Consider the following 19,834-nt stretch of genomic DNA (forward strand, 5'->3'; position numbering starts at 1 on the left):
GATGCTAACCTCTTCACCGGATACGTTGTACTGGCAAAAAGTTGAGGTTGTGTATATGATGGTGACAGTGATGCTGCCCTTCGAATGTTATTGTTTTCGGGACGGTCGCCGATCACGGGTAAGGGATCAGCACGAACAGCATAAAGGGATGAGAGCGACATTTTGACAAACGGACTGCAACGAATCAACCGAACACTGGAAACGATGATGCCTTTCCTGACGCCGCTAAGTGTTGTACTGGGCATCCTGCTTTCTTATCGCGCTGCCGGGTTAGCTTGGCTCGTACCTTGGATCTTCGCTTGGATGACTTTCGCCGGAAGTTTGAACTTGAATTTCGGCGATATGAAGAAAGCGCTGAAGCAGCCGCTGCCGATTCTGATGTTTCTGCTCATTTTGCATGTGGCGATGCCGTTGTATGCATGGGGTGCGGGGTATTTGTTCTTCCCCGGAGATCCGCTGACGCGTACGGGCATGGTGTTGCTGCTGGCTATTCCGACCGGCGTGATGAGCCTCATTTGGGTGGGGATTTATAAGGGGAACACGGCGTTGACGTTAACGATGATTCTCGTAGACACGCTGCTGTCGCCGTTCTTGGTTCCATTCGCTCTCTCCGCGCTTGTCGGCGCAGAAGTGCGGATGGATGTTTTTGGTATGATGAAAGGCTTGTTCTGGATGGTCGTGTTTCCGTCGATTGTCGGTATGGCCTGTAACCAGTGGAGCCGCGGAGCGTTGAAGCAAGTCTGGGGACCGAGGTTCGCACCGTTCTCGAAGGTGGGTCTGGTTGCCGTCGTGACCATAAATAGCGCGGTGGTTGCGCCGCATTTTACGGAGATGAGCGTGAAAGCGGTCGGTATAGCAGCGGTATGCTTCTTCGTCGTCATCGTAGGCTATCTCGCGGGGTATGCGGTGTCAAAGCTGTTCGGTTGGGACCGGGAAACGGCCGTCGCGATGACATTCAACTGCGGAATGCGAAACATTAGCGCAGGCGCAGTGCTCGCCATTCAATACTTTCCGCCGCCGGTGGCGGTACCGGTCATTATGGGCATGGTGTTCCAACAGATGACCGCGTCGCTGTTCGCATATTTGTTTTTCCGACGCAAAGAACCTGTACCGAGCGCCGCCGGGAATGCCACTAAGAGCCGAGTGAGCGGTTGACCTCGCGATGGGCTGCCGTAAGCATACCTAGAAACCGGGAGACTAAGATAATGTTATCTAAGTCTCCCGGTTTCTTTTTCGAGAACATTCCACAAACGCCTGTTCTAATTTACCTAAATAAGGTAAACTGAGTACAGCCACCAGGATGATATGTATGGATTTAACCCTGCTTCGAGCAAGAGCGAAATGGAGATCTATATACCTATTGGAGGAATTTCATATGAGTAAATTGATTGAGTGCGTGGATCATGTTCAATTGCCGGTAAGCGATCTCGAAAAAGCGACAGAGTGGTATTCGAAGGTACTTGGATTGGAGATCATGTCCACAGGGTGGTTGAAATTTGGAGAAGGACCGGTACTAATGCTTCATCAAAGTAGTAAAGATACAAGGGTTTCATGGCTTTCTCAAGAGGATTTTCCTATGCCGGCTTTTATGTTTTTGACAAAGAATATCAAGAAGTTGTACGACACATTAGTCGAAAACAATACATTCATAAGAATGTATCAAGATGAAGGATTCGGTTGGGTTATTAAGTTCGTTGATCCATATGGAAATGAGTTGGGTGCATATCAACCGAATGAATAAGAGGTAATATATGCTGAAATATACAATATGTTATATCAAACAAGCAGATAAGATCTTATTGTTGAACAGAGAATACCCTAGTTGGATGGGGGTATGGAACGGAGTCGGGGGTAAGCTTGAACCCAACGAGACCGCAAGAGAATCAATATTGCGGGAAGTAACAGAAGAAACAGGGATAGTTCTTGATTCTATTCAATTTAAAGGCATAGGTACTTGGTATATAAATGGGAAAGTGATAGGTGGAATGTATACTTATTTTGCTGAGCTGCCTCCCGATTTTCTATATGAGACGCCGATCAAGACGACAGAGGGGATTTTGGACTGGAAGGATATTCAATGGATATTACACCCGGAGAACAGAGGCGTTGTAAATAATATTCCCAGAAGCATTGAAAGGATAATTCATGAACCTGCTTGTTTTGAACACCGTTGTTTTTACGAAGATGGCCGGTTGGTGCATGATGAATTCTTTGAGACCTGACGCGGATATTGAGTACATAACGGATAAGGAAATAATTAAAGAGAGATATTTTGCAAGTAAATGAGAACAGTCCTTATTATTATTTCGCTGTTAATATATAACTCGGCATGCTTCTGGAATAGTAATGAAGAAGAGTACCTCAAGATCATAGATAGTGACAAAGAAGTAAGTCTGTTTAAAGACTGACAAGGGGAGCTTGAATTGAAGGTAATAAAGTACTCAAATAAGCTTGACAATGTATTGTGCAGTGATTCCGAGCTAGTTCAAATAGCAACAAACTTCCAATTTGTAGAAGGGCCTGTTTGGGATGCGGGAACAAATCAACTATTGTTTACGGATATCCCCAATAACACCATCTACTCATGGAATGAGAAAACCCGAGCAATATCAATAGTAAACAATGAGCTTGAGAAACCGAATGGACTGGCAATAGATGCCAATGGGGACATATGGGTTTGTGAGCATAAAGGTCAAAAGATAACTGTAATCGCAAAAGGGCAAATAAAAGGAACTATTACGCATTTTTATAACAAACGACTGAATAGTCCCAACGACATTGTTTGCAAATCTGATGGCTCTCTATATTTCACAGACCCGCCTTACGGTTTCAGAGATGAAGTATTAGAAAGAGAGTTATCTTTTCAAGGAATCTATAGAATTGATCCTGTGGCAATGGAAGCAACCTTACTGAATGATGAGATGGTATGGCCTAATGGAATTGCGTTCTCCCCTGATGAGCGAAAAATTTTTGTTGCGGATACTATGGAACAGAAGATATACGAGTTTGAAGTGCACCATGACGGGAACTTGGGGGAAAGGCGTGAGTTTGCTTCAATGGATGCTTCTATTGGACCCGGGATTGCGGACGGACTTAAAGTTGATTTGGAAGGAAACCTTTATGCTGCGGGTCCCGGCGGAATATGGATATTTTCATCGACAGGCGAGTCGTTAGGAGTAATTCAGACTCCGGAACAGGCAGCTAACGTAGGTTGGGGAGGAGCGGATCTGAGAACTCTCTTTGTTACAGCAACGAAATCGTTATATAAGATCAAATTAAATATTCCCGGTTACAGTTCTTTTATGAGGTGAAAGATGGACGGATTATGGATTGAAGTTTGTACAATTGAAGACTTAGATTTGCTGGCACAATTAAATAAGCAGTTAATTGAGGATGAGCAGCATGATAATAAGATGAATATCGAAGAATTGAAATTGCGAATGGAAGGATTTCTGCAATCAGATTATAGAGCGTACCTCTTCAAAGAACATGCCCATGTTCGCGGTTATGCATTAGTAAATCATAGCCGGCAACCGTTATATTTAAGGCAATTTTTTATATGCAGAGACTCAAGAAGGCTCGGGTATGGGAAGACGGCATTCAAGTTCTTAGTGAGGTTTCTTGAAACTGACGTACTGGATATAGAAGTAATGTTTTGGAACAAGAGAGGATATGAATTCTGGAAGTCGTTAGGTTTCGAAGAAAGAAGTATATATATGAGGCTTGAACATGAGAGACCGAGACTAGGATAAAGCTAAGAGAGGCTCTCTATTCGGAGAGAGGACACCATGCAATTATATTTACCTTTCTTTCGGAAATTATTGACGGAAAGATAGAAATAGACGATCCGGATGCTGATGTATTAGAAGTAAGATGGATAGATATTAATACGGCAAACGAATTGATGCCATATTTGACGGATACATTGAAAATAACGCCTGACCGAATAGATAAGATGTCACCGTACTATTTTCATGGGGAAGTCTAGAATACCCAAATATAGTATAATCTTTATATCAATTCGATCAACACGTGACCGGGAGACTAAGACGATCTAAGTCTCCCGGTCTCCTATAAAGACTGATTAGGGAGCATAATAAGCAATAAACTTTTACTCCAATTGCAGGGGTGCATGTATGAATATTCGGAAAGCTAACATTGACGACGTCGAGGGGGTCGCGCACGTTCATGTAAACAGTTGGAGGTCGACATATAAGGGGCTTATTTCCGATACTTTTCTGTCTAATCTTACTTTGGAAGGTCGCAAGAAAAACTGGCTTTGGACATTTAATAATTTGAATCAAGATGAAGAAATATTCGTTGCAATGGATCAACAGGGGATCATCGGATTCTCGAATTCAGGCAAAAATCGAAATCATGAGTACGATCATGATGGGGAGCTTTACGCAATATATTTGTTGAAAGAATACCAGGGGAAAGGTATCGGCCGCCGGTTAGTCCAAGCAGCTGTTGACTCACTGAAGGTCAAAGGCTACAAATCAATGATGTTGTGGGTATTGGAGAACAATCCGTCGTTAGGTTTTTACTTAAAAATTGGCGGTACTGTGATTGGCAAGAAGGACATAACGATCGGTGGGGATACATTAATTGAATTAGCCGTTGCTTGGGGAAATTTGGACGATATTGTTTGAAATTGACTCAACACAAAGGAGATCACCATGAAGCTGTTTCATTATCACCACTGGACGCCAATGGTGGAAGATATGGAAAAAACATATCGAGTGAACGGATACGCGGTTGCCGGCAGATACGGCAAGTATGAGAACCGGATGCAAACATTTCATCCTCCTCTTACTTGGGACGATTTCAGAAATAAGCAAATCATATTCCGAATAATCGAGATGAGAAGAGGATCTGTAAATGTAACGTTTGGTTACGGCAAAAGAAATATGTTTGATCACATTGGTTTTTTATTGAATTCGAATCAACAGCATAAGGATGACCTGATTGTTTCAAGGGCTAATGAATTAGGCTTTTCAATTGATCGTAATGAACGCAGAACATTTATTTCCGTGCCGGACGCATTTCGAATTGAACTGCAGACTAACACAGATGCAATAATTGATTACTCAGTAAATATCACAAGAATGGATATCGAAGTACGTAATACAGAAGTGATCGGAACTTTAGCATACTTGCTGGATCTAAAACGAGAAAAAAACAGTCTCTACGGAGACGGGTGGGAAATAAATCTGGCAAAAGGAGTTACTACGTCGCTTCAATCTATCTATTTAAACAATGGGGATAAAAAGGCGTTCACGGACCAAACGAATGTAACAACTTATATATAGAGAACGGGTCAAACTGTTCGGAGGGAGGAGTGTCGATGTTCGGAATCGAGAACTATGCTCTTTTTGTACTTACTGGAATTTTGCTTAATCTGACTCCAGGGAGTGACACCATTTATATTTTAAGCAGAACAATTGCTCAAGGGAAGATGGCCGGCATTGTTTCCGTATTGGGTATTATCTCGGGGGCTGTGGTACACACTCTTTTTGCGGCGCTCGGTCTTACAATAATATTGATGCAATCTTCTACGGCTTTTACGGTAGTTAAGTGGATTGGTGCAGCTTATCTTATCTATCTAGGAATTAAATCCATTATGACAAAAGCAAATATTATTGAATTTGAACAACAACATGCACATAACAACATGGGGAAAATATTTATCCAAGGATTTCTGACTAATGTACTGAATCCTAAAGTGGCATTATTCTTTTTAGCGTTTTTGCCGCAGTTTATTAGTAAGAGCAACGAATATGGTGCATTGCCGTTTATATTATTGGGTTTGACATTTATTGCAACAGGATCAAGTTGGTGTCTGATATTGGTCTTATTATCCGATTTCATGTCTAAAAGCATCAGGAAAAGCAAGTTGGCTATCCATTTAAACAAAGTTACAGGCGCGGTACTTGTTGTGCTCGGTTTGAATTTATTAAGGACAAACAGGGGAACAAGTTAACAAAGTATGGATTTATGATGAGGAATTAATGACTTATTTTATTGAAGGTAAAGCAGGTGAAAACCTATGATAGCCGATCAAGTTTATCTTCTTTCAGCATTTGAAGAAGCGGAAAAAGCAAAGAGTCAGGGAACATTCTCGATAGGCGCTGTGATCGTGAATTCCCAAGGGGAAATCGTCGGAAGAGGCAGAAATAAGGTGTTTTCTGAGTGCGATACCACTGCTCATGCTGAGGTAGATGCGATCAGAAATGCTTCATCCCTAATGCTGGATCTTGAGACAAAGCGATTTACACGAAATGATTTGACTTTGTATACAACTTGTGAGCCTTGTCCTATGTGCAGTTGCTCGATATTATTGTCTTTCTCAATAACAAGAGTGGTTTGGGCTTCAAACGATATTTCGATGGGTGCAATGAGAAAGTTTAAAGAAGAACCTCTGTTTATTGAAAGATTTGCACCTATAGCAATTGAGGCGGAGCCCGTTAAAGAGTTGAAAATAAGGCAAAGAAAGATGATGGCCGAATTCTATACGAGTCGTGGTTATACAAATACAGAGTGGCATCAAGAACTCGAATAAGCGTTCAAGAAACATGAAAGTAGGTACGAAATGAAAAGAATAAACGTTGTATACGTATTAATCACAAATAAAGAAAGAACCAAAATTCTTATGGTTAAAAATAAAGACAACGGTTCCTGGTCCCTTCCTGGAGGCGCAGTAGAGGATAATGAGTCATTGGAAGAAGCTGCAATACGGGAAGCTAAAGAGGAGACCGGCTTTGATATTAAAGTCTTCGGTGTCGTAGCCGTTAATGAAGCTATGCTCGAAAAAAATAAAGAACATGCATTGTTCATTACTTTTAGAGCCGAAGTAATCGGGGGAGAGCAGGAAATAATTAGACCCAATGAAATTACTGATATAGAATGGATAGATCTTGAGAAGTCTGACGAACTAATGCCGTATTATCCGGACGGATTAATTAACCTTGTGAGGAGAAGTGTTGAAGTTACATATTTCAATGAGGGAAGAGTTTAGAAAGGAAGAATACTATGAATATTTCACAATTGATAGAGGATATAAACAATGTTGAGGACAACCCTTTTTCTGGAGCGGTATTATTCAAGAACAACGGCAATACCTTTGAGCAGGGATATGGTTATGCAAACAGAAGTGAACGTATACAAAATACGGTTTATACAAGATTCGGAATAGCATCTGGCTGCAAGATATTTACCGCAGTAGCAATAAGTCAACTTGTTCAATCAGGCGCCATCACTTTCGATACTCTCTTAAAAGATTGCGTAAATATTCCCTTTCCGAATTTTGACCCCAATATCACCATACATCAATTGCTGACCCACAGTTCAGGAATTCCTGACTATTTCGATGAAGAAATCATGGATAAATTTGAGGAATTATGGAAATCGACTCCCATGTACTCCATTCAATCACCAAGAGATTTTTTTCCGATGTTTCAGAACAATCAAATGAAATATGTCCCAGGTGAAAAGTTTTCTTATAGTAATTCAGGATACATTCTTTTAGGTTTAATTATCGAAGAAGTAACAGGTATTGATTTCACTACGTATGTTGAGAGCAACATATTCCAACGGTGCGGGATGACTTATTCCGGATATTTCAGTATGGACCGGCTTCCGGAGCGGACTGCATTGGGTTACATAGATTCCGACTCTTCTTGGAGAACCAATGTGTACTCCGTTCCAATTAAAGGCGGTCCGGACGGAGGAGCATTCACGACTGTTCATGATTTAGCTAATTTTTGGGATGCGCTGTTTAGCAACGACCTGTTATCTCCGGAATATACGGCTCTGCTATTGACTCCGCATATTAAGAATACGGATCATATCTATTATGGATATGGTGTATGGATTCAGATATTGAACGACAAGGTCTTTAAATATTACGTGATGGGAAGTGACCCGGGCGTCTCCATGCAGTCATCGGTTTATGCAAATCAAAATAGTCAAGCACACATTATAGGGAACACCAACAAGGGTACCTGGAAGATCTCGGGAAAAATCGATGAATTGATCTTCGGTTCGCAAGAAGGTGCAAAGATCAATCTAAAGGATTTTCAATGATTGAAGAGATAAGAGAGGATAATTATGAAACCAATTCTTGAACCATTTGTGGAGGGAATGACCTTCACTGGAAACTTGTTAAACGATGTGACCTTATTTTTTACGATACATAATGATCCTAGGACATTAGAACATACATTAAAAGTTGCCGATGAAGCAAGGAAGATTGCACAGTTTTATGACTCTAGTCTAATGGAAAAATCGTTCCAGGCAGCCTTGCTCCACGACATAAGCAATGTAATTCCGGTATCGAAAATGTTGGATTTTGCCGAATCTCTTTCAATAGATATCCTTGAAGACGAGCGTAGGTATGCAAGAAGTGTTCATCAAAAATTGTCAATGGTAATGGCGCGGGACATTTTTGGTATTACAGATCCTGAAATATTAAGCGCTATTGAAAGCCACACGACACACAAACCAAGAGCGGAAATGGTTGATAAGATTTTATTCGTGTCTGACAAGATATCTTGGGAGTTGCCGGGTGAACATGGATACTTCAACGAGATGAGAAGACTAACATACGAATCAAACATAGATGAAGCGATATTAATTTATTTAGATTCGATTTGGGATCAGAGGGATAAACTAAAATTAGTTCATCCGTGGCTAATCGAAGCTAGAGAAGAACTGATGGTGATTACAGGTGACTCCACAAATGAGATTTCAATCCAGACATTCACTAAGAGATAAAGAATTGCCGAAAGAAAGACATAATTTGCTCAATAATATTATTTCTAATTTGAAATCTCGCCAAGCAGTAGAGGGAATATTCCTTGGAGGATCCATTGCCGGCAATAAAAGAGGATTATTTTTCGGATGTAGATTTGCTAATCGTCGTTTCGGAGCAGCAGTATGAAGGTATTGTTCGGAATAAGCAGCAGCTGGCCTCCGAGTTCGGAGATGTTTTTTTCTTCGAAGATATGAATCCTCATGCACCTTTTACAATTGCCCACTATGCTAATTTTATAAAACTGGATCTTTTTATTTATACGTTTTCAAGGCTGCGACCCTCCCTGTGGCTTCAGGGAATAAAGGTGGAATTTGATCCTTCCGGTTATTTAAGCGAGCTTAAGCGGCTTTCTGAAGAGCTGGCTTATCAATTGTCCGCTGAAGAAGTAGAAGTATGGCGAGGGAAAGTTTTTGCGTATGTTCATGAAGTATACAGGAGAGTCATGAGAGAAGAATATTATTACGCTTTGACAATGATCAATAATCTGCGGTTATTCATCGTTAGAGGGTGGAATATGGAAAAAGGCCGGCTTTCCAATGATGTATGGGATTGGTCAAAGGTTGAAGGAGAGAGAACTCCATTAGAACCTTGGCAGCTATCGATGCTAAGCGGATGGATGTGCGGCAGGAGTCAAGAAGAGATAATGAAGACTTTGTACAGTATGATACCGGAAATTAGAAGGCTGCATCATATATTGTGTGAGAACTCGGGATTGATTGTGGACCAAGAGAAATTCGATAAAATCATAAACCTGGTAATGTGAGCTAATTTGGGTTGTTGAACGAAGTAGCGGGGATCATGTTGAAAGTCGAAAACTCAGGGTACGGGCAAAACTGAGGTTCTTATACTGGAGGCAAAAGATGAGCTTTTATGTACCTGTGTCAGCGAAAGGAATAATAATAAACAAGGAAGGAAAAGTACTGCTTTTAAAGAATGAAAGGAACCAATGGGAACTTCCTGGAGGAAGGATCGAAAGAGGAGAACAACCTGAAATCGCCGTTGTTAGAGAGTTACAAGAGGAAGTGGGTTTTCATGTAAAGGTTAGCAAGCTAATAAATACATGGCTTTTCGAAGTGATACCCGGACGATTTGTGCTAATTATTACGTACCTTTGTATTTATGATGAAAAGCAAGAAATACAATTGAGTGATGAACATATAACTTATGGATGGTTTGAAAAGCAACAGTTAGACTCAATTCCAATATCAGAAGGATATAAAAAATCAATAAGGATGATCTATGAATCATAACTGCATATGTAAAATATGCTATCCGGTTTGTAGGAAAACAACCCAAGTAAGCTTTATCGCACTGCCTGAACGGTTAATATTAAAAGTGTCTGACGGAAGACCAAGTATCAAAGGATATAAAGATTTTATAGTTGATTTATAATTATTGCTTGCGAAAGAGGGAAACAGGATGCCTGTTAGAAAAGTTCTGCACTATGATGCATTTTCATCAAGGGTTAACATGGGTAATCCTGCAGGTATTGTCTTGAATGCTAATGATTTGGATGTACATGCAATGCAATCCATTGCAAAGTCAGTTGGGTTTAATGAGACTGTATTTGTTATGAATTCGGATAATGCTGATGTGAGGTTGCGATATTTTACACCTGGCCATGAGATCAATTTATGTGGTCATGCAACGGTAGGCTCAATGTATTGCTTGAAGTCATTAGGATTATTGGACAACAGAGATGCTATTACCATTGAAACGAATGTTGGAATTTTGCCGAATTCTTTTGAAACAATAAACAATGAATTATTTGTTACGATGAAACAGGATCATCCGCGATTTCTTCCGTTCCATGGGTCCATTGCGAATCTCGCAAAGTGTATGGGATTGTCGGAAGAGGATATTGATGAATCCAAACCAATTGTATATGGCAGCACAGGTACTTGGACCCTGCTGGTACCGATCAAAGGATTATATAGTTTTGACAAAATGATACCCAATAATCAAATATTTCCAGACGTGTTAAAAGAAAATCCAAGAGCGTCCGTTCATCCATTCTGTATGGAAGCTCTTGATAAAAGTGCCATGATGCATGCAAGACATTTCTCGTCTCCATATTCAGAGACCATTGAGGATGCGGTGACCGGAACAGCTTCAGGTGTCATGGGTGCATACTATTTAACTTTTCTCAATAAAGATACGGCAGCTGCGGAATTTATCGTCGAGCAAGGACAAGAAATAAACAGGGATGGAAGAGTAACTGTGAAGTAGTCGAAATGAAAGTAATATTGATGTATATATATCCGGAACCGGAGTTTTTGTTCAAGAGCTAGATGTATTGTATACATAATCGCAGAGGCGTGGGCCGACAGATCAGAACAAACTTATGGTTCAAAAATTATATGGAGAGAGAAAGTAAGATGAACATATTGTGGGATTTTGACGGTACCTTGTTTGATACTTACCCTGCATATACAGATATTTTATATGAAGTATTAGGCGGATTAATATCGAAGCAAGAAATATTGAAACATCTGAAGATTTCGTTTACTCACACAGTTAAACAATATGGATTATCTGAATCGCAAATAAAGAGAATATTTGCTAAAGAACGAAAATTACATCCGGAGAAGACACCCCCTTTCCCAAATGTTGAGAATATATTAAAAATTGCAGAAGTAAATGTGATCATGACGCATAAAGCCCGTCAAGAAGTAATGGATATTTTGGAGCATTATGGTTGGGTTGATTATTTCAAAGAGATTGTAGCAGGTGATGATGGATACCCAAGAAAGCCTGACCCAACAACATATATTTATCTACATAATAAATACAAGTTAGGTCTAGTTATCGGTGATCGTGAGATTGATATCATGCCCGCTAAGACGCTCGGAATTAAAACATGTCTGTTTCAGAACAGTACACCTGGAGCAGATTTATATTTAAATGCATATGAAGATTTTTTTAAGTAGTTAATAATTCGACAGAACAACGGGGAGGTACGAATGACTAAATTAGTTCTATTCAGCGATCTGATTCATGGAGAGAATAATGAAACTGACCTTAGATTGTTGGGATTGTTTGAACATGCAAACCCTTCAATCGGATCATCCCTTCGTGTTCCGATTTGAGTATAAAGTACTATCAGGCAGCAGTGGATTATTACAAAAGTCTAGGGATAATGAGAGTAGATTATTTTGATTTAGATTAAGAGTATGAGCAACTAACGTTTCTTAATATATTTGATTACGATGCGATTCATTTATCCGGTGGGAACACATTTTATTTTCTAAGCCTATTAAAGAAAAGAAATACAATGGAAATGTTACGTGCTTATGTGAATAAGGGTGGAATCCTAATTGGGGTAAGCGCTGGGAGTATTTTGATGACAAAGACAATTGGGTTTGCCGGATATGGAGTAGATGGAGATCGGAACGTTGTTTATGTTGATTTTGAATTTTTGCCTCACTGGGATGGATCAGAGGAAACAGTAAATATACGTGTAATAGAATGAAACCACTAGGTCGAGACACCAAATAAACAAAGGAATGAGGCGTTTCATTTGGTAAAATATGTACTTAAACTGGAAGGTCTATTGGTATTTTTTGCGTGTTTATATGCATTCTTTATTAATGATTTTGGGGTTGTTTGGTTTTTTGTGTTTCTCTTGCTTCCTGACTTATCTATGATTGGGTATGTTAAAGGAAATGCAATTGGAGCCAAGGTATATAATTTATTTCATACTTATTTATTAAGTGGTTTATTTATATTTTTCGGAATAATCTTAAACCAGTCATTATTGCTAAAAATAGGATTAATCTGGACGGCGCATATTGGAATCGACAGATTTGCAGGGTATGGCTTGAAGTATAGTACAGATTTTAAAGATACTCATATAAATCGGATTTAATTCAGCCGGGAGGTACTATGAATAACGACCAAATAGAAATTATTCTAGGGAGAGAAAACGACAAACCGATATTCAGAAACTTAATGCAGCTTTATAAATACGATACCAGTGACTATACACTTGAAGATCCGTCTTCGTTTGGATTGTATGAATACAGGTATTTGGACCATTATTGGACTCCTCATGGAATACATGAGGAAGGGAGAAAAGCTTATTTGATAAAGTTGCAAGGCCAATTAGCGGGATTTGTCCTAGTTAATAATCATAGTCTGAAAAATTCAATTAATCAGCCGGTTATGAGTATAGCCGAGTTTTTTGTTATGCGTAAATGGAGAAGATATGGCGTAGGCAGATTTGTTGCATATCATATATTTGATACTTTTGACGGCGAATGGGAAGTAAAGCAAGAGAAAGAAAATAGAACCGCTCAAATCTTTTGGGAATCAATAATAAACGAATATACAAATGGAAAATACATTAGGTTGGAGTCACATGAACCGGAATGGGATGGTCCTGTGATTAGATTCAGGAAAGAAATAGAATAGGTGAACAAAATGCACGACATCGAACACGCTTTTGATGATTCGAAAATAAAAAAAGGAAATATTAAGACGATAGGAGAAGCATGATGAAGCTGGGAATGCCGACATTGATCGAGTACGAATCCTTACAGCAGAATGTTAATCTTTGCTACGAGCTTGAGCTTGATTTTATTGAGTTGAATATGAACCTCCCAATATATACACCGGAAAGCTTGGATATTATTGATCTGGAGGATGTGAGGAATAGGTATGGAATTGATTTTTCGATTCATTTACCCGAGGAGATCGATTTAGGGTCATTCCATCCGTCTATTCGGCAAGGTCATTTAGAACGCTGCAAAGAAACCGTTCGTTGGGCAAGCAAGTCAAATATAAAAACATTGAACATGCACTTGAATCAAGGAGTTTCTTTTACTCTACCCGATCAGCGGGTATGGGTAAATGAACGATATGAGGCACAATTCACGAGTTTAGTTTATGAGTCATATTCGGAATTGCTTGAACTGGCAAATCAGTTGAATGTCGATATTTGTGTTGAGAATACAATGAATTTTCAGCTTCCGTTTGTTGAAAGAACCTTAAATAAATTAATGCAATTTGATAATTTTTATTTGACGTGGGACGTGGGTCATGACGGGAAGTGCGGATTTCAGGAAAAACCCTTCTTTGATAAAAATTTGTCTCGAATAAGACACATGCATCTTCACGATTATAACGGAAGATCGGATCACCAAGCTTTATATTCAGGGACGGTTCCTATTAACGACAGATTGCAATTGGCAAAAGAGCTAGATATATCGGTAGTTGTTGAAGTGAAAACCGGTAATTCGCTTATTGAATCGATAGAAAAACTCAGGAATGAGTATGGTAATGCAAAGAAGGTTAGAACCGATGATTGACCAAGATTTGAACATAGAGGAGAGGCAGATGAGAAAACCGATAATTGCGGTCGATATGGATGACACGATTTGCCATCTGGTGAAACGTGCCATCTTCCACAACAATAACGACTTTCCAACTCATCCGCTTCGTTACGAAGACATGCATGACTGGAATACTGATCACCTTCGTCATCCCGCTTGCACTCAAGAGGTATTCTTCGCACGCAAGGGATTGTATGAAGAGTTGGAATTTTTTGATGAGCATGTAGTAGACGAAATGCGTAAGATCCACGAAGGCTATGACCTCATCATTGTGACGGCAGCATGGCCTACGGCTGTGATCGAAAAATGGAATTGGCTTCAGAAGCACATGCCATTCATTCCTAATGAGAACTTCCTCCCTATCAAACGGAAGAATCTGTTAGATTTTGATCTGCTGATCGATGATGGAGCGCATAACCTGATTCCTGCCATTGAGAGAGGCAAACAAGTCCTCTGCATTCCGCATCCGTGGAACCTCAAGGCTAGAAAGCAGTATAATATCCCGCTGCTGACATCATGGAAAGGCGCAAAAGATCGAATCGATCAAATATTCCGAAGGCGTTAAACGCCTTCCGCCTACACCGTGTGATATCGAACGGGAGAGGCTGATCCCCTTTTCAAAGGAGCAGGAAAGAGTATGAACTCTGAAAATCAGGAGTCTTCCTGCCATGCTCCGGCGAAAGCCGATAATCGACGGATAAAACGGCGCAGCCACTAGTCGAAGCAAGCTTGCCGCACATCGGATCATACTGTTCCATTGTGTTGAAGACGAAGCCTCCCTTTCTTTTTTATGTTGACTTTTTATTAGGTTCGGCTTCGTGTCTCAAACCTTGATTTAAACAATAAACGTGAAGTCGGTTTCCCGAAAGAGGGCACTTTAAAGTGGCCTCCTCACTTGAAAGTGCCTCTGTTCCACAGAGCTATGCACCTTCGCCGTTTCAAATGCAAAAAACCGACCCTTAAAAGCATCGGTTTTTTGCATTTATGGATCACGGGTCTCTTAGATTTGTTATTTGGTGCCCCAAGTAACAGAATACAGCCCAAATGCGGCATGCCTTGACTAAGTTTACTTTACTATTTATAATCATGCGAAATACAAAAATAACCATCTACAACTGTTTACATTCGGTGAACCGCCGCGGTGGTCAACTTTTGTTCCCATGCTAAAATCGCTGTGTTCCCAGCCAATCACTTGCTTATAGAAGTGCGCACCTGTTCTGCTTGATTTACGGTGAGTTCGGCGGAAATGATTTTCCCTTCCTGTTCCATAACCACACATCCTAATCTCTGTTAATATTCTTTTTCAGTGTACCCGATGTCGCGGCCGTTCATTTCTCCTGGATTCGGTTTTCAATAAATTTGGGAAAAGGAGGAAGACAACCTGGAATATAAAAGAATTAATACAACAGAAATTTCCAGGCCATCGTATTTCTTCGGTAGCTGGAGGAGGTACAAATGCTGTATTCTTGCTTGAACATTCTGATGACCGAAGTATTGTAAAAGTGGCAATGCTTTCAAACACTAGAGCCAGAGTAGAAAAAACATGCTTGAATTTTTTAAGTCGGCTAAACTTGCCCCAAAACTTTTCCAGAGTCTGGAGTTTGAACAGCATACCGCATTGCAAATGGAGCATATTAGCGGGGTGCCCTTCCTTGATACTGTTCTGGAGCATTATCGGACTCCTAGTTTTGAAATGATTTATCCTTTATTTGCTTCTTTAGGAGAATCTCTTGCACAACTGCACAGTATTCAAATCGAAAATTTTCCCAGCCTGCCATTGATCGTCGTTTCGAATCCACCTAAGAAGGAATTTATTGATGCTGATATATATAGTCGGTCACATAAGCTTATCTCTCTTTTGAACGAAATTAATGATCGGCATCAAGTGTTACTTCACGGAGATTTCGGATATCACAACGTAATTAGAGATATAACAGGGGGCAATAAGATAATTGACTGGGAACTTGCAGGTATCGGAGACCCTAGAGTGGATATTGCCAATGTATTGTTTTGGTCGCATTTGCATTTTCCTGAAATAGCTTCCGACTGCGTCAAGGTGTTTATAGATTCATATAAAAATCATAAAGCAGTGGATTGCTCTTCAGAAATATTGCAATCTTTCATCATTTTTCAAGTTTGGAGAATTGTCGAAATGGTTACTGATAAGTTTCCCGATCATGTGAAGAGGGAATGGAACAGGCGGCTCTCATGGGCTCTTGACCATAAGTTCATATAGTTAAAGGAGGATAAATTACTATGACACAACCGGATTTCATTGCATCATTATCTAACGGGCAAATCCTTGAACCGAAAGGGGCGATGCTCGCTATAGCCGAGTGGACCGCTTCCGGAACGCCCTCTGGCGAGAAACCTGAATGGATTGCGCCATTGCATATTCATCATAAAGATGATGAAGCTTGGTATGTATTGGAAGGCACACTAGGTTTTAAAGTGGGGGAGTCGGTAATAGAAGCCGGTGCCAACCAATCGGTTGTGGTGCCGCGCGAAACCCCTCATACATATTGGAATCCAAAGCCGGGCGATGCCCGCTACCTCATTATTATGACTTCCAAAATTCGATCTTTGATCGATGCAATACATGCGGCAGAACAACGTGATTTTAATTCATTGAAGGAACTCTTCGCAAAGTATGACTCTGAACTGCTCGAAATGTGGTGAGCTTTCGTGAAACGAATATATCTTGTGAGGCATTGCAAAGCCAAAGGTCAGGAAGCAAGCGCACAATTAACCGAAGAAGGCTTCATTCAAGCGGAAGAGCTCGTGGATCTATTCTCGAACAAGCAAATTGATTTTATCGTCTCAAGCCCTTATGAACGAGCGGTTACTACAATTCGGCCGCTATCGAAGAAATTGAACTTAGAAATACATATTGATGACCGGTTAAGCGAGAGAGTATTATCATCTGAAAATGTTGCCGACTGGATAGACCGCCTGAAGGAATCATTTGCCGATTTAGATATCAAACTTCCCGGAGGAGAGTCGTCCAGGGAAGCAATGAATCGCGGAGCAGCAGCAATTAACGAGCTGTTGGAACGAAAAGAAGCCAGCATCGTTGCAGTAACTCACGGGAATTTAATGTCGCTAATTTTGAAGAGTTTTGATGATAGATTCGGATTTGACGACTGGAAAGCATTATCGAACCCTGATGTTTACGAGCTGACTTTTACGGATAAGTCTAGAGAGGTTATTATAAATCGATTGTGGAAGTAACAATTTCTCAAGGGTGATATGCCATGGACTTCAAGCTGCTTTACGGAGAAAAACACGTCAAACAAAGGAGACAATAAATGAATTATGCATTATTGTATTTCATTGCTTATAAATGAACAATTACAACTTCGTGAAGATCAGTTCATACTCGGCGGGCTTGCCCCGGACGTTCATAAATATATGGGCGAATCTAAAGCGCTCTCCCACTTTGCCAAACAGGGTCCTGACGGTAATATTTATTCGGATTACGCGTCATTTTTCAATAAATATTTGCAGAAATATTATAGAGATTTTTGGCGTTTGAATGGAAAACTCATTGATTATTTTTCCCTTCAATTAAAAGAACTAATAATAGAACCGGTTGAAATCGATGAGATAAACTATCGCTTTTTGCCGGAGCTTGTCAAGGAGTTATACCGTGATTTTGAGCTAATGAATGATGCAAAAGAGGAGTCGCTGGAGATCCTAGAGTTTGATGAAGTTTTGCAAGCGTTGGATAAATCCTTTAAAACATGTTTGGCGGAGCTGCACGGGGGATGAGGAGGCGGCGTTCAAAGATATGGAGTTTTCTTCGCTGGAAGAGCATATACTTTACCTTGAAAAATGTGTCATGCAATACGATGTTGAACGAATGAACGACCTGCTTGCCGATGACTTTTATGAAATCGGCAGCTCCGGAAATACATACACCAAGCAGGATCAGTTGGATGCCGCTGCGAGTACTCAAACTCCCATAAAATATACGGTAACCGATTTTAAAATCAAAGAACTGGCGCCGGATGTTGTGATGGCAACATACCGGACCCTAAGACATCATGATATGAAGTATGCGTTACGCTGCTCGATTTGGAAGAAGAATAGTAACAAGTGGCAAATGCTGTTCCATCAAGGTACACCAACCACGTAAGTGTTCCGATTGCAAGATTTCTGCAATTCGAAAGGAGGAATAAGCAATGGTGAATCTGCAGGCGGTATTTATCGACCGGGATGGAACCATTGGGGGAACGGGACATTTTATTCATCCAAATGACTTTGCATTATTCGAAGGTGCTCAAGAAGCAATTCTTAAACTAAAAGAAGCGGGAATAAAGATTTTTGCATTTACCAACCAACATCGAATTTCCCGAGGACAGGCAACAATGGAGGATTTCAGGGAGCAGTTCGAAAAATATGGTTTTGACGACACTTTTATATGTCCGCATGGTATTACGGAAAGCTGCACTTGTAGAAAACCAAGCCCTGGTATGCTGCTTGAAGCAGCAGATAAGCATGGTTTAGATTTAACAAGATGTGTTGTAATTGGTGATGTCGGGGATACGGATATGTTGGCGGCACATGTTGTAGGGGCATTAAAAGTACTAGTGCGAACAGGTTGGGGAGAGAGCTCCTTAACTGATTACAGACATAAATGGCAAGAAGTTGAGCCTGATTTTGTTGCAAAAAATATTAATGAAGCAGTGGGTTGGATTCTGGAAGCAGCTTGTGGCAGGTTTTCAAATTTTGATTTCTTGAAAGACACTTTCCCGACTCTATATGGACTTGCGCATACCTCGGAAGAGCTTATTTTAACGGATCCTTTTGCAGCTATGGTTAACATTAAGCAATTTACGACTCAGATTATCCAACAGATTGCAAGAGATACTGGAATTGTTTTAAGCAGTATCCATGTCGATGGAATTATCCATACATTATGGAAAAGCAATATTCTATCTGAAGACATGTATTTAATTCTAAGAGAAATTGAACTTTTTGACGACCGGGAGAGTGAGATATTTATTGATTCTTCAAGGGTCGAATATCTGCTTAATAGAGTACATGATTTTGCCGTGTGGTTTTATAAGAAATATGTGGATGACACATATGTGTCAAGCGGCTTTATAAATCAATCAAGAAAAGAAGTCAATTTATTAATTGCTCAACAGGAATCGGGAGAAAATTCGGTTGATTCATTTATTAATATAGACGGAACTGTTCGTAAAGCGGAATGGGGAAAAAGCCTTCAAACACTTAGTAACTATGAAAGTAAGAAATACGATAACGGTGAGAAATACGAGGGGCAACTGGTAAGGGGATTAAAGCATGGACAAGGAATATATACATGGAAAGACGGCACAGTGTACATAGGATTTTGGAGTAAGGATCTTGAGGATGGGTATGGAGAGAAGAAGTTTGCTAACGGCGATATTTATCGAGGGTACTGGAAGAACGGCGCATTTGACGGCGAAGGGACATACATTTGGAAAGATGGGGAAACTTACGAAGGCCAATGGGAAGACGGCTTGCAGCATGGTTTCGGGACTAAAATCTCTTCTAATGGCGTGAAAAACAAAGGTTTTTGGGTGTACGGCGAGTTCGTTCATTCTGCTGATCAATTAAACGACGGAACTGGCGACAACAAGGAGGCAACCAGTGGAACCGAATTGAAAAAATAAGGGATGAAAGCCACTTTAGAGCT

Annotated in this window: 26 protein-coding genes and 2 pseudogenes; 27 read left to right on the plus strand and 1 reads right to left on the minus strand. The window is 40.3% G+C overall.

Annotated elements, in window-relative coordinates; translation table 11 throughout:
- Positions 1–162 precede the first annotated feature (162 nt).
- The 21 genes and pseudogenes from JET16_RS23905 to JET16_RS24005 all read left to right on the plus strand — a co-directional run bounded on the left by JET16_RS23905 (position 163) and on the right by JET16_RS24005 (position 14,713).
- Positions 163–1,155, plus strand: a complete 993-nt coding sequence (locus JET16_RS23905) for a bile acid:sodium symporter family protein (RefSeq protein WP_233532176.1) — start codon at positions 163–165, stop codon at positions 1,153–1,155.
- A 220-nt stretch (positions 1,156–1,375) separates the two neighbouring features.
- Positions 1,376–1,741 (plus strand): VOC family protein, encoded by a 366-nt coding sequence (locus JET16_RS23910; protein ID WP_199621272.1) that lies wholly within the window; start codon positions 1,376–1,378, stop codon positions 1,739–1,741.
- A 10-nt stretch (positions 1,742–1,751) separates the two neighbouring features.
- A complete protein-coding gene (locus JET16_RS23915) occupies positions 1,752–2,222 on the plus strand; it encodes an NUDIX hydrolase (protein WP_199621275.1) in 471 nt (156 codons plus the stop codon).
- 201 nt (positions 2,223–2,423) lie between these two features.
- Positions 2,424–3,311: an SMP-30/gluconolactonase/LRE family protein gene (locus tag JET16_RS23920; RefSeq protein WP_199621277.1), complete on the plus strand. Its 888-nt coding sequence runs from the start codon at positions 2,424–2,426 to the stop codon at positions 3,309–3,311.
- Positions 3,312–3,314: 3 nt separating this feature from the next.
- Positions 3,315–3,752 carry a GNAT family N-acetyltransferase gene (locus tag JET16_RS23925; RefSeq protein ID WP_199621280.1) on the plus strand — a complete coding sequence of 146 codons (438 nt, stop codon included), beginning with the start codon at positions 3,315–3,317 and terminating at the stop codon, positions 3,750–3,752.
- Between the two features lie 384 nt (positions 3,753–4,136).
- Positions 4,137–4,652: a GNAT family N-acetyltransferase gene (locus JET16_RS23930; RefSeq protein ID WP_199621282.1), complete on the plus strand. Its 516-nt coding sequence runs from the start codon at positions 4,137–4,139 to the stop codon at positions 4,650–4,652.
- 27 nt (positions 4,653–4,679) lie between these two features.
- The gene (locus JET16_RS23935; protein WP_199621284.1) at positions 4,680–5,312 is read left to right on the plus strand and encodes a hypothetical protein; all 633 of its coding nucleotides are present in this window, start codon (positions 4,680–4,682) and stop codon (positions 5,310–5,312) included.
- Between the two features lie 35 nt (positions 5,313–5,347).
- Positions 5,348–5,983 (plus strand): LysE family translocator, encoded by a 636-nt coding sequence (locus tag JET16_RS23940; RefSeq protein ID WP_199621286.1) that lies wholly within the window; start codon positions 5,348–5,350, stop codon positions 5,981–5,983.
- Positions 5,984–6,049: 66 nt separating this feature from the next.
- Positions 6,050–6,562, plus strand: a complete 513-nt coding sequence (locus JET16_RS23945; protein ID WP_199621289.1) for a nucleoside deaminase — start codon at positions 6,050–6,052, stop codon at positions 6,560–6,562.
- Between the two features lie 30 nt (positions 6,563–6,592).
- Positions 6,593–7,018, plus strand: coding sequence for an NUDIX hydrolase (locus tag JET16_RS23950; protein ID WP_199621292.1), 426 nt, complete (start codon positions 6,593–6,595; stop codon positions 7,016–7,018).
- A gap of 14 nt (positions 7,019–7,032) precedes the next feature.
- Positions 7,033–8,085, plus strand: a complete 1,053-nt coding sequence (locus JET16_RS23955) for a serine hydrolase domain-containing protein (protein ID WP_199621295.1) — start codon at positions 7,033–7,035, stop codon at positions 8,083–8,085.
- Positions 8,086–8,109: 24 nt separating this feature from the next.
- Positions 8,110–8,775: an HD domain-containing protein gene (locus JET16_RS23960; protein ID WP_199621298.1), complete on the plus strand. Its 666-nt coding sequence runs from the start codon at positions 8,110–8,112 to the stop codon at positions 8,773–8,775.
- A 95-nt stretch (positions 8,776–8,870) separates the two neighbouring features.
- A complete protein-coding gene (locus JET16_RS23965) occupies positions 8,871–9,578 on the plus strand; it encodes a hypothetical protein (RefSeq protein WP_199621301.1) in 708 nt (235 codons plus the stop codon).
- A 97-nt stretch (positions 9,579–9,675) separates the two neighbouring features.
- On the plus strand, positions 9,676–10,065 hold the full coding sequence (locus tag JET16_RS23970) for an NUDIX hydrolase (RefSeq protein ID WP_199621303.1): 390 nt from the start codon (positions 9,676–9,678) through the stop codon (positions 10,063–10,065).
- Positions 10,066–10,234: 169 nt separating this feature from the next.
- Positions 10,235–11,123 (plus strand): annotated as a pseudogene (locus JET16_RS23975) (PhzF family phenazine biosynthesis isomerase).
- Positions 11,124–11,193: 70 nt separating this feature from the next.
- A complete protein-coding gene (locus JET16_RS23980) occupies positions 11,194–11,745 on the plus strand; it encodes an HAD-IA family hydrolase (protein ID WP_199621306.1) in 552 nt (183 codons plus the stop codon).
- Between the two features lie 266 nt (positions 11,746–12,011).
- On the plus strand, positions 12,012–12,287 hold the full coding sequence (locus tag JET16_RS30650; RefSeq protein ID WP_199621429.1) for a Type 1 glutamine amidotransferase-like domain-containing protein: 276 nt from the start codon (positions 12,012–12,014) through the stop codon (positions 12,285–12,287).
- Positions 12,288–12,335: 48 nt separating this feature from the next.
- Positions 12,336–12,683 (plus strand): DUF4260 domain-containing protein, encoded by a 348-nt coding sequence (locus tag JET16_RS23990; protein WP_199621309.1) that lies wholly within the window; start codon positions 12,336–12,338, stop codon positions 12,681–12,683.
- A gap of 17 nt (positions 12,684–12,700) precedes the next feature.
- Positions 12,701–13,228, plus strand: coding sequence for a GNAT family N-acetyltransferase (locus JET16_RS23995; protein WP_199621312.1), 528 nt, complete (start codon positions 12,701–12,703; stop codon positions 13,226–13,228).
- An 83-nt stretch (positions 13,229–13,311) separates the two neighbouring features.
- Positions 13,312–14,124: a sugar phosphate isomerase/epimerase family protein gene (locus JET16_RS24000; RefSeq protein ID WP_233532179.1), complete on the plus strand. Its 813-nt coding sequence runs from the start codon at positions 13,312–13,314 to the stop codon at positions 14,122–14,124.
- A 28-nt stretch (positions 14,125–14,152) separates the two neighbouring features.
- Complete coding sequence (locus tag JET16_RS24005) at positions 14,153–14,713, plus strand: 5' nucleotidase, NT5C type (protein ID WP_199621430.1); 561 nt, start codon at positions 14,153–14,155, stop codon at positions 14,711–14,713.
- A 52-nt stretch (positions 14,714–14,765) separates the two neighbouring features.
- Here JET16_RS24005 and JET16_RS30655 read toward each other — a convergent pair.
- Positions 14,766–14,915 (minus strand): annotated as a pseudogene (locus JET16_RS30655) (alpha/beta hydrolase); the annotation flags it as partial.
- A 776-nt stretch (positions 14,916–15,691) separates the two neighbouring features.
- On the opposite strand from JET16_RS30655, the gene JET16_RS24015 reads away from it, so the two are divergent.
- From JET16_RS24015 to JET16_RS30955, 6 genes are all read left to right on the plus strand, one after another.
- Entirely contained in the window at positions 15,692–16,384 is a 693-nt protein-coding gene (locus JET16_RS24015) for a phosphotransferase family protein (protein WP_199621323.1), read from the plus strand.
- 20 nt (positions 16,385–16,404) lie between these two features.
- Complete coding sequence (locus JET16_RS24020) at positions 16,405–16,827, plus strand: cupin domain-containing protein (protein ID WP_233532181.1); 423 nt, start codon at positions 16,405–16,407, stop codon at positions 16,825–16,827.
- 6 nt (positions 16,828–16,833) lie between these two features.
- The gene (locus JET16_RS24025) at positions 16,834–17,379 is read left to right on the plus strand and encodes a histidine phosphatase family protein (protein ID WP_199621325.1); all 546 of its coding nucleotides are present in this window, start codon (positions 16,834–16,836) and stop codon (positions 17,377–17,379) included.
- Between the two features lie 84 nt (positions 17,380–17,463).
- Positions 17,464–17,919, plus strand: a complete 456-nt coding sequence (locus tag JET16_RS24030; protein ID WP_199621327.1) for a hypothetical protein — start codon at positions 17,464–17,466, stop codon at positions 17,917–17,919.
- A gap of 19 nt (positions 17,920–17,938) precedes the next feature.
- On the plus strand, positions 17,939–18,286 hold the full coding sequence (locus JET16_RS24035) for a nuclear transport factor 2 family protein (RefSeq protein WP_199621329.1): 348 nt from the start codon (positions 17,939–17,941) through the stop codon (positions 18,284–18,286).
- A 46-nt stretch (positions 18,287–18,332) separates the two neighbouring features.
- On the plus strand, positions 18,333–19,811 hold the full coding sequence (locus JET16_RS30955) for an HAD-IIIA family hydrolase (RefSeq protein WP_199621331.1): 1,479 nt from the start codon (positions 18,333–18,335) through the stop codon (positions 19,809–19,811).
- The last annotated feature ends 23 nt before the right edge of the window (positions 19,812–19,834 follow it).

Origin of the sequence: Paenibacillus alkalitolerans (genome assembly GCF_016482785.1) — a bacterium.
GTDB lineage: Bacteria > Bacillota > Bacilli > Paenibacillales > YIM-B00363 > Paenibacillus_AE > Paenibacillus_AE alkalitolerans.